Source organism: Nocardia carnea (genome assembly GCF_029869215.1).
GTDB lineage: Bacteria > Actinomycetota > Actinomycetes > Mycobacteriales > Mycobacteriaceae > Nocardia > Nocardia carnea_B.
Map to the genome: position 1 here is coordinate 1 of NZ_JARWPM010000200.1, position 14,175 is coordinate 14,175.

Here is a 14,175-nt window from a genome sequence, read left to right on the forward strand (position 1 = left end):
GAAGCGGTGTTCGCGATACCGGGTATCGCGTCCGAACTCATCGGTGCCATCGGAAACCGCGACGATCCGGTGATCCTGGCGATCGTGGGGGGGAACCGGGGGGTGGCCCTGGGGGGGGGAACCCCCCGAGAAATTGGCGGGCCCCCGCGGAAAAACCCCCCCGCCCCCCCCTGTCCCCCCGCGGGCCGGGCCCGCCCCCCCCCTCTCGCCCCCCCCCGCGCCCCCCCCCCCCCCCCCCCCCCCCCCCCCCCCCCCCCCCCCCCCCCCGGCGCCCCCCCCCCCCCCCCCCCCCCCCCCCCCCCCGCGCATGGGATCGGGGGTCACCGCAGCCCTCGGGACGCTCGCGCGATCCTTATGCCGCTTTCGAGTATAGGTCAGGCTTACCTAACTAGGCAACACGTTGAGCCCGCCGTATCGCCAGTCCACGATCCTCCAGCGCCATGAGCAGCCCGTGCCCGCGCCGGGCCGGGGCCACCGGGTCGATACCGGCCAGGTCGGGCACGTAGGTCGTAGCGCCGGAAACCGATTCGGCGACCAGCGCCCAGAATCGCCGCGGGCTCAACCCGGCGCAGCGGGCGAGCGCGCCCTGTACCAGCAGCAACGACGGTTCGCAGCGGTAGGCGAGCCAGACCCACATGGCACGCTCGCACGGCAGCGTGACCACCCCGGGCGTTCCGGCCATCGGATCGCCGTCCACGACGCGAATCGTCGTATCCGCCAGACCCGCCCAGTCGATCCCCCCATCGTTGTCGGTATGGATCCACACGTTCTCGAGCCCCGGATCCCAGGCTCGGCCGTCGGCGACCCACAAGGCCGCGACCCGGCCGACCACGGCATGGATGAGGGCGGTGGCCACCACCTCGGCAGCCGCTGTCGCGCTGATCATTTCGGCGGCGTGGCGCCGGTACATCAACTCGATCCGGCCCTCGCGCAGACCGGTGGACAGCGCCCACCAGCGCCGCTTACCCTGATCCGCCATGGCCGCGGCGGCATAGACACGCGGATGCTCCGGCTGTAACTCACGCAGCCGGGAACACGCCGAACCGAACGCCGCCTCGTAGGGACGGGGGATGCGCACAGTGGCCAGTTCGGACATTCGAACCTCCTCGAGATCGGCGTCGCAGCAACGACTTGATCGAAAGATAGGTTAGCCTTACCAGACCTAGCAAGTGTTTCGCGTGAACAAGGGAGCAACCGCGCCTGTGACTCTCGTCGTCCCCCCGCGTCGCCGGCGCCTGCTCGGGCTCGGACTGCTCGCCGTCGCGCTGCTACTCCTGGTGATTCCGGGCGTCGCGATCGGCAGCCGGTCGCTGCCACCCGATACCGTCGGTGCGGCCCTCACGCACGCGCTGTCCTGTCCGGACGGCCCGTTCACCTGCGCCTCGCTCACCTCCGAGGAAGAGATCGTGCGCGAAATGCGGCTCCCCCGCACCGCGCTGGCGCTGGTCACCGGGCTCGCGCTCGGCCTGGCCGGCGCACTGATCCAGGGCTATACGCGCAATCCCCTCGCCGACGCGGGCCTGCTCGGCCTCACCGCGGGCGCGGCCTTCGCCACCGCACTGGGTATCTACCTGTTTGCACTGTCCGGCCCGCAGCAGTACATCTGGTTCGCCTTCGCGGGCACACTGCTCGCCGGGCTCGTCGTGTTCGGCGCGTCCCGGATCGGCGGCGCCGGAACGGGTCCGCTCGGCCTGATCCTGGCCGGCGCGGCCTTGACCGCGTTCCTGCAAGCCCTCACCAACGCACTCGTCACGCTCGACGCTTACGCCCTGGAGACGTATCGCTTCTGGGTGGTCGGCGAAGTCGCCGGACGTGACGCCGCCGTGTTCTGGCAGGTACTGCCCTTCCTCGCCGCCGGGACCGTCCTGGCGCTGAGTGCCGCACCGGGATTGAATCTCCTCGGCCTCGGCGACGAGATCGCCCGCGGGCTGGGTGTCCATCTCGGCCGCAGCCGCGCCCTCGGTCTCGCCGCGGTCGTATTGCTCGTCGGCGCCGCGACCGCCGCGGTGGGCCCACTCGCGTTCCTGGGGCTACTGGCACCCCATCTCGCCCGCCTGTGCACGGGACCGGACCAGCGGTGGCTACTCCCCTACGCCGCCCTGATCGGGGCGGCGGTTCTGCTGCTCGCCGATATCGCGGGCCGGCTGGTGGCGCGACCCGGCGAACTACCGGCCGGGGTGATGCTGGCATTTCTCGGCGCGCCCGTGTTCGTGTTGCTGGTCCGCCGCCGGAAGCTGGTGGCGCCGTGACCGTCACCCGGCCCGGACCACCGGTACCCACCGCGCCGCTTCCGAAAGCGATCCGGGTCGGGCCGGTTTCGCTGGTCCTGCGGACCTCGGTCGTGGTCGCCGCGGCCGTTCTGGCAGTTGTCGCGGCCGCGCTGTTCTGCGTGGATATCGCCGTGGGGAGCACCACCCTTCCGTTGGGCCGGGTCCTCGATGTGCTGACCGGCGGCGGTTCGCGTGCGCAGCGCTACATCGTGCTCGAATCCCGGCTTCCACGCGCCGCGACGGGGGTCGTGGTGGGAATGGCGCTCGGGCTCGCCGGGGCACTCACCCAGTCGGTCCTGCACAACCCGCTGGCCGCGCCGGATGTGCTCGGCATCAGCAGCGGTGCGGGTCTCGGCGCGGTGACAGTGCTGACCGCAGGCGGCGCGAGTACCGGATTCGCCGTCTCGATCGGCGCGCCGCTGGCCGCGGTCCTCGGCGGGCTCGGCACAGCGGCGCTGATCTATGTGCTGGCCTGGGGACGCCACCCCGGAGTCGGTGCCGGAGCGACCGGGATACGCCTGGTGCTCCTGGGGGTCGGCGTGAATTCACTGCTGCTGGCCGGGATCAACTGGCAATTGGCCCGCGCCGAGCTCACCGATATCACCCGGACCCAGCGCTGGCTGATCGGCTCCCTCGACGAGGCCACCCGCGCCACGCTCGTCCCTGCGACGGCCGCGCTGGCGCTCGTCGTCCTCGTGGCCGTGGGCTCGGCCCGCACGCTGGCCGCGCTACGGCTCGATACCGACACCACCCGAATGCTCGGGGTGCGGCTGCGATCCCAGCAGGCCCTGCTGATCGGCGCCGCGGTGGTCGCGGTCTCGGTGGCCACGGCCGCGGTCGGGCCCATCGCGTTCGTCGGACTCATCGCACCGCAAGTGGCGCGGCGCGTTCTGCGCACCGCGGGGGAACCGCTCATCGGGTCCGCGCTGGCGGGCGCCGTCGTCGTGCTGGGCGCCGATATCCTCGCCCGGGTGCTGCTACCGGCGGACCTGCCGGTCGGCATCGTGACCGCCGCCCTGGGCGGGCCCTTCCTGCTCGTCCTGCTCGTACTCATCACCCGGAAGGCCACGCTGTGACCGCGCAACCCGCAGAAACCCCCGGTCACCGGCTCGCCGCGCGGGGGCTCACCCTGGGATACGGCGAACGGGTCGTCGTGGCGGAGCTGGACCTGGCGATCGAATCCGGACTGGTCACCACTGTGATCGGCCCCAACGGCTGCGGCAAATCCACGGTGTTGCGCGCGCTGGCGCGGCTGCTGCGACCACGCACCGGCCACGTGTTGCTGGACGGTAAGGCGATCGCCACCGCGAAGACCAAGGATGTCGCGCGGATCGTGGGCATGCTGCCGCAGACACCGGTCGCGCCGGAAGGCCTGACCGTGGCGGAGCTGGTCGCGCGCGGCCGGCATCCGCATCAGTCCTGGCTACGGCAGTGGTCGGCGGGAGACGAGGCCGAGGTCCGCGCGGCGCTGGACCGGACAGGTATCGCCGACTTGGCCGACCGCCCGCTCGACGAATTGTCCGGCGGGCAGCGCCAGCGCGCCTGGATCTCCATGGCCCTGGCGCAGGGGACCGATATCCTGCTGCTCGACGAACCGACCACCTATCTGGATCTGGCCCACGCGCTCGAGGTCCTGGACCTGGTGGACCGCTTGCACGCCGATCTGGGCCGCACGGTCGTGATGGTGCTGCATGATCTGAACCTGGCGATCCGCTACAGCGACCGCCTGGTGGTACTGCGCGACGGCACGGTGTTCGCCCAGGGCGCCCCGGCCGAGATCATCACCCCGGAACTGCTCGCCGAGGTGTTCGGCCTGCGCGCGCAGGTGCTCGTGGACCCGGTCTCGGAACGGCCGATGATCGTTCCGATCGGCACCCGGCACGTCCGCGGGGCGGTGGGCGGCCCGCCGGAAACCCGCTCCTGACTGCGCCGAACCCGTCCACCCGCCGCGCCTACGGGGCGGGCCGGCGGTGAGTTATGACCAATCCCACGCGGTTACGACACCCTGTAGTACGCCCACGCGTCGTTGTAGTCGTAAAATCGAGAGATGGCTGGACTTGGTGAACTCGAGAAAGCGGTTATGGACCAGTTGTGGTCCGCCGATGAACCCCAAACGGTCCGGCAGGTGCACGAGGCCCTGTCGGCACGCCGCGAACTCGCGTACACCACGGTGATGACGGTGCTGCAGCGGCTGGCGAAGAAGAATCTGGTGGTGCAGCGGCGCGACGACCGCGCGCACCGGTACGCTCCGGTACACAGCCGTGACGAGCTGGTGGCCGGACTCATGATGGATGCGCTGCAGCAAGCCGACGAGGCCGGCAGCCGGGCGGCGGCCCTGGTGCATTTCGTGGAGCAGGTCGGTAAGGACGAGGCCGCGGCCCTGCGTGATGCGCTCGCTAAGCTCGAAGACACCGAGGACACCGCACCGCCGCAGTGAGCTCGGACCCTGGCCCCACAACGCAGTGAGCAGAGTCGATGAACGCAGCAGCACCGGCCTTCGCCGTACTTGCCTTGCTTCTCGCCGGTCCTGTCCCGGAGGCGCTCAGTCGCGCGACCTGGACCTACCGTGTGCCGCGTGCCGCGCTCGTTCTCTGGCAGGCCATCGCATTGGCCGCCGTGCTCAGTGCCTTCAGTTCCGGGCTCGCCATCGCCGCCGAGCTGCTGGTTCCCGGCCCCGACGGCCGGCCCACCACCAAGCCCACCGATGAGATCGATGCGCTCGGGCTACCCCTGTGGCTGGCCTACGTCTCCGTCTTCATGCTCACCCTGCTGATCGGTGCGCGGCTCATCTACGCCTCGATCCGGGTCGGGATCCATACCCGGCGGCGGCGGGCCAAGCACCGCATGCTGGTGGATCTGCTCGACCAGAGCGGCCCGGTGCGCCGTGCTGCCGATATCCGGGTGCTCTCGGCCGCCGAACCCATCGCCTACTGCCTACCGGGCCTGCGGCGCCGCGTGGTGGTGAGCGCGGGAACCCTGGACAACCTCAGCGAACAGGAGCTGACCGCCATCCTCAGCCATGAGCGGTCGCATCTGCGGGCCCGCCACGACCTGGTACTCGAGGCGTTCACCGCCGCGCACGAGGCCTTCCCCCGGTTCGTCCGCAGCAAATCGGCGCTGGATTCGGTGAAACTGCTCATCGAACTGCTCGCCGATGATTCCGCGGTGAAGGTGACCGGCCCCAAACCACTGGCCCGCGCGCTGGTGGCCTGCTCGAAGTCCACCGCTCCGCAGGGCGCGCTGGCCGTGGGCGGGCCCAGCACCCTGATCCGGATCCAGCGGCTGGCCGGTCCGCTCGGGGATATGCGCCTGGCCGGCGCCGCCTATCTCGCCTCGATCGCCATCCTGGTGGTGCCGACCCAGGCCGTGGCGATTCCCTGGCTGGTCGAGTTGAGCCGGCTCTTCCGTGGCTGAACCCTCGTTCGCGCCGGATCGGCAACCGCCGCGATCCGAGCAGTCGGCCGCCCGGCCGCCGTTCGCGACCCTCGGTCTGCCGGTGCTCACCGTCCAGGCGCTGCGCCGCGAAGGTTTCACCGATCCGCGGCCGATCCAGGCCGCCGCCATTCCCGACGCGGTGGCCGGCCGCGATGTCCTGGGCCGCGCCCCGACCGGGTCGGGGAAAACACTCGCCTTCGGCCTGCCGATGCTGGCCCGGCTCGCCGGACGTCCGGCGATACCGCGCGCTCCGCGCGGTCTCGTACTGGCCCCGACGCGCGAATTGGCGCTGCAGATCGAACGTGACCTGGAACCGTTCGCTCTGGGACTGCGGCTGGGTACGGCTGTCGGTGGTCTCCCGACGGCCCGCCAGGCCGAAAAACTGCTCCGTGGGGTCGATCTGCTGATCGCCACCCCCGGCCGGCTCACCGACCTCGTCGAACAGGGTGCGGCGATACTGGACTCCGTCCGGGTCACGGTGCTCGACGAGGCCGACCAGATGGCCGATTTCGGCTTCCTTCCGCAGGTGCGGCAACTGCTCGACGCCACCCCGAGCGACGGCCAGCGGCTGCTGTTCTCGGCGACCCTCGACGACGAATCGATCCAGGACCTCGTCCGGAACTACCTACGCGATCCCGTCACCCACAGCGTCGCATCCGAACCCGCGGCGGCGGTCGCGGTCCATCACCTGCTGTTCGTCGAGGCCGCCGACAAACCCGCGGTCCTCGCACGGATCGCTGCCCGCGAGGGACGCACGCTGATGTTCGTGCGCACCCAGTACGGTGCCGAGAAACTCACCCGCCGGCTGCGCGACGCGGGCCTCGCGGTCGCGGCCCTGCACGGCGGCAAGGCACAGAACCGCCGGCTGCGCACCCTCGCCGCGTTCGCCGACGGCGCGGTCTCGACCCTGGTCGCCACCGATGTCGCCGCCCGCGGAATCCACGTCGACGCGATATCGCTGGTGGTTCACGCCGATCCGCCCACCTCCCCCAAGGACTACGTGCATCGCGCGGGGCGGACCGCCCGCGCCGGCGCGGCCGGCACGGTCGTCACCGTGGTAACCCCCGATCAGCGCGCCGAGGTCAGCGCGCTGATCCGGGCCGCGGAAGTGGACGTGGTGACGCATTCCGTCCGGCCGCAGGACCGCGAACTCCGGCAACTCACCGGTGCCCGCACCCCTGCGGGCGTGCCCGAGGCCCCGGAACCCGCGCCCCGTGACCGCGCCGGGCCGCCGCGGCGTGGGTCCGGGCGCCCGCGTCGCACCGATGCCGCCCCCGCCCGCCGCCCGCATCGGCGGCGGGCCAGGTGACGGCGCAGCCGGCCCGAAGGAACCGGGGCCCGCGATGAGATGCGGCGTGGTCACCAGATGCAGGCGGGCTGCGGGACCCGAGGTCGCCGCGGGTGATTTGCCCGCCACCGGCGGCTCCCCATTACCATGGGTGCAGTGCAGTTTCTCCCCGGGCAAACCCCGCCGTACGACCTGACCTACAACGACGTCTTCCTGGTCCCGAACCGCACCGATATCGCCTCCCGGTTCGATGTGGACCTCACGACGTCCGACGGCTCCGGCACCACCATCCCGCTGGTGGTCGCGAATATGACCGCGGTGGCCGGTCGGCGGATGGCCGAAACCGTTGCCCGCCGCGGCGGAATCGTGGTGCTGCCGCAGGATCTGCCCAACGACGCGGCCGCGGAAACGATCGCCTTCGTCAAGAGCCGCTCGCTGCTCGCGGATACCGCGGTGACCCTCACCCGCGACGATTCGGTCTCCGACGCCATGGCGCTCATCCACAAACGGGCGCACGGTGCCGTCGTCGTCGTCCACGAGGGCCGTCCGGTCGGTGTGGTCACCGAGGCCGCCTGCGCCGATGTCGACCGCTTCGCCCGGTTGCACGAGGTCGCGACCACCGATTTCGTCACCGCGCCGGTCACTGCCGAACCGTCCTACATCTTCGACCGCCTCGAGGCCGCGCATGCCGATCTGGCGGTGCTGCTCGCCGCCGACGGCACCCTCGCGGGCGTGCTCACCCGGACCGGTGCGGTACGGCACGGGATCTATACCCCGGCCGTCGACTCCGACGGCCGGCTGCGCATCGCGGCGGCCGTCGGGATCAACGGGGATGTCCCCGCCAAGGCGAAGGCGTTGGTGCACGCCGGCGCGGATGTGCTGGTGGTCGATACCGCGCACGGGCATCAGGTGAAGATGCTGGAAACCCTGCGCGCCATCCGCGATCTGGGTCTCGGTGTGCCGCTCGTGGCCGGTAACACCGTCTCCGCCCAGGGCACTCGCGACCTGATCGAGGCCGGTGCCGATATCGTCAAGGTCGGCGTCGGGCCCGGCGCCATGTGCACCACCCGGATGATGACCGGTGTCGGCCGCCCGCAGTTCTCCGCGGTGGCCGAATGCGCGGCCGCGGCCCGCGATCTCGGCGCGCATGTCTGGGCCGACGGCGGTGTCCGGCATCCGCGCGATGTCGCGCTGGCCCTCGCGGCGGGCGCGTCGAATGTGATGATCGGGTCCTGGTTCGCCGGCACCTACGAGTCCCCCGGTGATCTGCGGGTGGACCGGGACGGCAACGCGTACAAGGAGAGCTTCGGGATGGCGTCCAAACGCGCGGTGGCCGCGCGCACCAGCGCCGACCGTGGCTACGACCGGGCCCGTAAGGCACTGTTCGAGGAAGGCATCTCGAGTTCCCGGATGCTGCTCGATCCGGAACGTCCCGGTGTGGAAGACCTGATCGATCACATCTGCTCCGGAGTGCGCAGTGCCTGCACGTATGCCGGCGCGGCGAATCTCGCGGAGTTCCACGAACGCGCGGTGCTGGGTGTGCAGTCGGCGGCCGGCTTCGCCGAGGGACGGCCGTTGCCCGGCGGTTGGTGAGCGGCCGGTTCCCCACCTCGCACCCGGCGCCGGCACACGGCTCGTCCTCGCCCCGCCCGGGGGTTACGTCGATACCGGCCCGTGCACCCCTATGCACGGGCCGGTACCATGAGGTTCGTCGGCCCCTTGCCGACCCTTGATCATCGGGACGAAAGGAACCAGTTGTCACCCGCGTCCGAGGGCGCCACTCAGGAGGGCTCATCTATCGAGCCGGGTGACAGACCCGGCGTCCCCCTCCGCATCACCCTCCACCGACCTCCCGCTCATCCGGCCACGCTGATGCCGATGCCCGCCGGGGGGTGGTGATATGTCCGTCGTACTCACTATCGCCAGCCTGATCGGGTTCGTGGCACTGACCGCCGGTACCGCCCTGTTCGTGGCGGCCGAATTCTCGCTCACCGCGCTGGAGCGCAGCACTGTCGAATCGCACGCCCGGGAGGGTGATGTGCGGGCGCGGGCGGTCCGCCAGGCGCACCGTACGCTGTCGTTCCAGTTGTCCGGTGCCCAGCTCGGCATCACCATCACCACTCTGATCACCGGTTATATCGCCGAACCGGTGCTGGCCCGGTTACTGACGCCGCTGTTCGGCCTCACCGGCATCCCGGATTCCGCGGCCACCGGTCTCTCGCTCGTCCTGGCCCTGGTCCTGGCGACCTCGCTGTCGATGATCTACGGCGAACTCGTACCGAAGAACATCGCGATCGCCGCCCCGCTGGCCACCGCACGCGCCACCGCGGGACCCATGGTGGCCTTCTCGGCGGTGTTCCGGCCGATGATCCAGTTCCTCAACGGCGCGGCGAACTGGGCGGTACGCCGCTTCGGCGTCGAACCGGCCGAGGAACTCCGTTCGGCGCGCTCTCCGCAGGAACTCGGCTCGCTGGTGCGCACCTCGGCCCAGCACGGCGCGCTCGACCAGCGCACCGCCCAGATCCTGGACCGATCGCTGCAGTTCGGGGCGCGCAGCGCCGAAGAATTGATGACCCCACGGGTCAAGATCGAAGCGCTGGACCGCACCGACACCATCGGTGATCTGCTGGCCGCCGCCGCACGCACCGGGTTCTCCCGGTTCCCGGTGATCGACGGCGATCTGGACAACACCCTCGGCGTGGTGCACGTCAAACAGGCTTTCACCCATCCCGCGCCCACTCGCGCCGGCGTGGGCCTGGCGCAGATCGCGCAACCCGTGCCCGTGGTCCCCGCCAGCCTCGACGGTGACGAAGTCCTGGAGCGGGTGCGCGCCGACGGGATGCAGGTCGCGCTGGTGGTCGACGAATACGGCGGCACCGCGGGCCTGGTGACCATGGAGGACATCATCGAGGAGATCCTCGGCGATGTCCGCGACGAACACGACGAAGAGGAACGCGATGTCCGCCGGGTCTCCGACGGCTGGGACTGTTCCGGACTGCTCCGGATCGACGAGGTCTCCCGGGCCACCGGATATCAGGCCCCCGAGGGCGAGTACGAAACCCTGGGCGGTCTGGTGCTGACCAGGCTCGGCCGTATCCCGGTGGCCGGCGATACCGTCGTCCTGCCGCAGCGGCGCGGGCACGACCGCCGCCACGTGGACGGCCCGGGCGGCTGGCTCGCCCGTGTCGAACGGATGGACGGCCGGCGGGTGGACCGGGTCCGGCTGGTGCCGGTGGACGACAGGTCGCTCGAACGGGAACAACAGCCGGCCGGACGGGAGTACCACCATGGGTGATCTGCTCGCCGTCGCGCTGACCGTACTGCTGCTGGCCGGGAACGCCTTCTTCGTCGCGGCCGAGTTCGCGCTGATCTCCGCCCGGCGCGACCGCCTCGAGGCACTCGCCGCGCAGGGTAAACGCAATGCCGACACGGTGATCCGGGCCGGGCAGAACCTGTCGATGATGCTGGCCGCCGCACAGCTGGGCATCACCATCTGCTCGATTCTGCTGGGCCGGGTCGGTGAACCCGCGGTCGCCCATCTGCTGGAACACCCGTTCGAACTGGCCGGTCTGCCGGAATCGCTGCTGCATCCGGTGTCGTTCGTGGTGGCACTCACTATCGTGGTGGTCCTGCACATCCTGCTGGGCGAGATGATCCCGAAGAACATCGCCCTCGCGGGTCCGGAACGCAGCGCGCTGCTGCTGGTACCGGCGCATCTGGCCTGGCTGCGGATCGCCCGGCCGCTCATCGCGGTCTACAACTTCGCGGCCAACGCGACCCTGCGGATGCTGCGGATCGAGCCGAAGGACGAGCTCGAGGCCACGGTCTCGAGCGATGAACTCGCGGAGATGATCGGGGAATCCCGCTCCGAGGGCCTGCTCGACGAGGAGGAGCACCGCCGGCTCACCCAGGCGCTGGGTACCGGTGAGCGCTTCGTGGCCGAGGTCATGGTCCCGCTGCACCGGATGCGCACCGTCCCGCTGCGCGGGGCCGGCGGGACCACCCTCGGCGATATCGAGACCGCGGTCGCCGAAACCGGTTTCTCTCGTTATCCGGTGCGGGCCGCAGACGGTTCGCTGGTCGGATATCTGCACGTCAAGGATGTGCTGGACAAGGTGTCCGACGAATCGGCCGGACCGAGCACCGAGATCCCGCGCACCGATATCCGGCCACTGCCGACCGTGCTGCTGGGCACCACCCTCTACGAGGCGCTGGCCCGGCTGCGGCGCACCAGCAGCCATCTGGGCCGGGTGGTCGACGCACGCGGCAATACGGCCGGCATCGTCGCACTCGAGGATCTGGTCGAGCAGTTCGTCGGGACCGTACGCGATGCGACGCACCGGGTGGCCGAATGACGGTGGAGGTGGCCGGCCGCGTCCTCGCCGAATCGGATTGGCGGGCCCGTGCCGCGGCACATCGCCGGCGGCTGGACGATCTCGCCGGTGATTTCCTGCGCCGCCGCGCCACCGGCGAGCAGCATCCGGTGCTCGATTTCCTGTTCACCTACTACGGGCACAAACCCGCGCAGCTGCGGCGCTGGCATCCCGGGTTCGGTATCGCCTTGGCCGGTGCGCACGAGTATGCGGGATCGCGCGGTTACCACCGGCTCGCCGCCGGCGACGGCGCCCCGGGTCCGGTGGTGACCGCCGATCCGGATTTCCTGCACGCCCGCGCCGAAACCGTGTCCTATATCGCCGAGTTGCTGCGCTCCACCGCGTCCCGGCCCGCCCAGCTGTCGTGTTTCGGCCTGCACGAATGGGCGATGGTGTATCGCAGCGGGGAGGTGCGGCACGCGGGCGTCCCGCTGCGGCTCGGGGCCGCCGGGACCGACGCCGTGGTGGAATCGATGCCGGTGCGCTGCACGCATTTCGACGCGTTCCGCTTCTTCACCCCGTCCGCCGTCGCCCGCAACACCCGTCCGCTCACCCGGGCCGACCAGTTGCACACCGAACAACCCGGCTGCCTGCACGCGAATATGGATCTGTACAAGTGGAGTTTCAAACTCGCTCCGCTGCTGTGCTCGGATCTGGTGCTGGATTGTTTCGCCCTGGCCCGGGATGCGCGCGAACTGGATATGCGGGCCAGCCCGTACGATCTGCGGGACTACGGTTACGAGCCGGTGCCGATCGAAACTCCCGCCGGGCGCGCCGATTACGTCCGCGCGCAAGCCGGGCTCGCCGAACGCGCCGCGGTTCTGCGCCGCCGACTGCTGAACGACTGCGAATCGTTGCTGACAGCGCTGGACTGATCGCCCCGTTTCACCGATTCGTCACCCGCGTGGTCTCCGAATCGCTACCATCACTGAAAATTCCGGGCTGTGTCCCGAAACACGGCCCGGACGGGTAGGACGAGGTAGCTCGGGAAAACGTGAGGATGCAATGAGGCGTCCCTTCGGCGAACTCCATCGGGCCCGGGCGATAGCCCTGGCAGCGGTGGCCGTGGTCACCGCGATCATGCTTCCGGGCAGCGCCGCGGCGGATCTGCAATCCGATATCCAGAACGAGGTCCGGGAGTTCCTCGACGTCGGCCGTACCGCGGTCCCCCGCGCCGACTGCGGGCCGGGTTCGATGCCCGAGCCGGGGCTGCAGGGCGACGTTCCGGCCGCCGACCGCGACAGCGGACGCAGCACCCAGGGATACCGCTGCAATATGTCCATGGTCGGCCAGTTCGCCGGACGCGGGGCCGGGATCACCTCGACGAGTTTCGACCACTGCGCGTATATGGGAACCTTCTTCCCCGGCAATCTGCTGCACCGGAACGGCGGAGTCCAGGTCCTGGATGTTTCCGACCCGGCACACCCCCGCCCGACCGTGACGCTGAACGAACCGGCCATGGTGGCCGGTACCTGGGAGAGCCTGAAGGTCAACGCCCGGCGCAAACTGCTGGTGGGCACCGGGGTCCCACTGCTGGTCGGCGCCGGGTATCTCTCCGTCTACGATATTTCCGATTGCGCGCATCCACGGCTGCTGAATCCGGGCCCCGGAACGAATCTCGGTATGCCGCTGCCGATCACCACCCACGAGGGCGGGTTCTCGCCCGACGGAAACACCTACTGGGCGTCCGGTATCACGCCGGGGTTCCTCAGCGCGGTCGATCTCACCGATCCGGCGAACCCCCGGGTCGTCTGGCAGGGACTCACCGGGATCACCGCCCACGGTTTCGGCGTCAGCCCGGACGGGAACCGTCTCTATCTGTCGGCGCTCAGCGGGGTCACGGTGCTCGATATCAGCGCGATCCAGCGGCGTGACCCGAATCCGCAGGTCCATCACCTCGGGCGGATGTTCTGGTCCGACGGCTGGGCCACCCAGCACAGTATTCCGGTCACCTACGACGGAAAGCCGCATATCTACACCGTCGACGAAGGCGGTTCCGGTGGCGTGAAATTGATCGACGTCTCCGACGACGCCGATCCGAAGGTGGTCGCCAAGCTGAAACTGGAGATCAACCTTCCGCAGCATCTGGACAGCAATATCGCCTCGTCCATGGGTGGTTCGATCTTCGCCTACGAATCGCACTACTGCGCCGCCGATCGCCCGGCGAACCCGACCGCGCTGGCCTGCGGCTGGATCTCCTCCGGGATCAGGGTCTTCGATATCCGCGATCCGCGAGCCATCCGGGAGATCGCCTACTTCAACCCCCCGGCCCGCACGGGTCGCAACCTCGAACTGGTCAACTCACCGCATGCCCTGGCTTCGCTGCTCGGTATCCCGGCGATGACCGCGCCCAGCGCGGCGCGTGCGGTGCTCGAGGGGCAATTCGATCCCTCGCAGGCGCTGTCCGGGCGCACCGGCAAACTCGCGTTCGGCGATGTGTCCACCGACTGGTGCCTGTCGCCGCCGGAATGGCGCGGCAACGATCTGTATGTCACCTGTTCCGATAACGGTTTCATGGTTCTGCGTGTCGACGAATCGGTGTATTCCCCTCCCGCCGACCAGCAATCGGTGGTCGGTTCCTGACTTCTGCAGGCCCGCCACCGGCGGAAAACCTGGGGGGGGGGCGCCCGCCGGGGGGGGGGGGGCCCCGTAGGGGGGGGGCGGGGGGACCCGCCCGCGGCGAACCGCGCGTAGTACTCGGCCATGGCCGCCGTGGGCACACCGTCCCCGGCGGTACTGACCCGCGACATCGGCGCCACGACGGCTCGATTACGCAGCCGCAAGGACCCGATTCGCGTGCTGGACAGAA

Annotated in this window: 12 protein-coding genes; 11 read left to right on the top strand and 1 reads right to left on the bottom strand. The window is 70.1% G+C overall.

Going from position 1 to position 14,175, the window contains the following annotated elements:
- Positions 1-388: 388 nt before the first annotated feature.
- On the bottom strand, positions 389-1,096 hold the full coding sequence (locus QH276_RS13630; RefSeq protein WP_280397726.1) for a hypothetical protein: 708 nt from the start codon (positions 1,094-1,096) through the stop codon (positions 389-391).
- A gap of 106 nt (positions 1,097-1,202) precedes the next feature.
- Between QH276_RS13630 and QH276_RS13635 the strand changes: the two genes are divergently transcribed.
- The 11 genes from QH276_RS13635 to QH276_RS13685 all read left to right on the top strand — a co-directional run bounded on the left by QH276_RS13635 (position 1,203) and on the right by QH276_RS13685 (position 13,949).
- Positions 1,203-2,249: a FecCD family ABC transporter permease gene (locus QH276_RS13635; RefSeq protein WP_280397725.1), complete on the top strand. Its 1,047-nt coding sequence runs from the start codon at positions 1,203-1,205 to the stop codon at positions 2,247-2,249.
- Entirely contained in the window at positions 2,246-3,346 is a 1,101-nt protein-coding gene (locus tag QH276_RS13640) for a FecCD family ABC transporter permease (RefSeq protein ID WP_280397724.1), read from the top strand. Before QH276_RS13635 ends, QH276_RS13640 begins: the two co-directional genes overlap by 4 nt.
- Entirely contained in the window at positions 3,343-4,194 is an 852-nt protein-coding gene (locus QH276_RS13645; RefSeq protein ID WP_280397723.1) for an ABC transporter ATP-binding protein, read from the top strand. The genes QH276_RS13640 and QH276_RS13645 overlap by 4 nt, the downstream gene beginning before the upstream one ends.
- Positions 4,195-4,317: 123 nt before the next feature.
- A complete protein-coding gene (locus QH276_RS13650; protein WP_280397722.1) occupies positions 4,318-4,707 on the top strand; it encodes a BlaI/MecI/CopY family transcriptional regulator in 390 nt (129 codons plus the stop codon).
- 38 nt (positions 4,708-4,745) lie between these two features.
- Entirely contained in the window at positions 4,746-5,684 is a 939-nt protein-coding gene (locus QH276_RS13655) for a M56 family metallopeptidase (protein WP_280397721.1), read from the top strand.
- The gene (locus QH276_RS13660; protein ID WP_432278790.1) at positions 5,677-7,014 is read left to right on the top strand and encodes a DEAD/DEAH box helicase; all 1,338 of its coding nucleotides are present in this window, start codon (positions 5,677-5,679) and stop codon (positions 7,012-7,014) included. The genes QH276_RS13655 and QH276_RS13660 overlap by 8 nt, the downstream gene beginning before the upstream one ends.
- Before the next feature lie 135 nt (positions 7,015-7,149).
- A complete protein-coding gene (locus QH276_RS13665) occupies positions 7,150-8,586 on the top strand; it encodes a GuaB1 family IMP dehydrogenase-related protein (protein WP_280397791.1) in 1,437 nt (478 codons plus the stop codon).
- A gap of 307 nt (positions 8,587-8,893) precedes the next feature.
- A complete protein-coding gene (locus tag QH276_RS13670; protein ID WP_280397792.1) occupies positions 8,894-10,288 on the top strand; it encodes a hemolysin family protein in 1,395 nt (464 codons plus the stop codon).
- Entirely contained in the window at positions 10,281-11,348 is a 1,068-nt protein-coding gene (locus QH276_RS13675) for a hemolysin family protein (RefSeq protein WP_280397793.1), read from the top strand. Before QH276_RS13670 ends, QH276_RS13675 begins: the two co-directional genes overlap by 8 nt.
- A complete protein-coding gene (locus tag QH276_RS13680; RefSeq protein WP_280397794.1) occupies positions 11,345-12,241 on the top strand; it encodes a 3-methyladenine DNA glycosylase in 897 nt (298 codons plus the stop codon). Before QH276_RS13675 ends, QH276_RS13680 begins: the two co-directional genes overlap by 4 nt.
- Positions 12,242-12,371: 130 nt before the next feature.
- Positions 12,372-13,949, top strand: a complete 1,578-nt coding sequence (locus QH276_RS13685) for an LVIVD repeat-containing protein (protein ID WP_280397795.1) — start codon at positions 12,372-12,374, stop codon at positions 13,947-13,949.
- Positions 13,950-14,175: the final 226 nt, after the last annotated feature.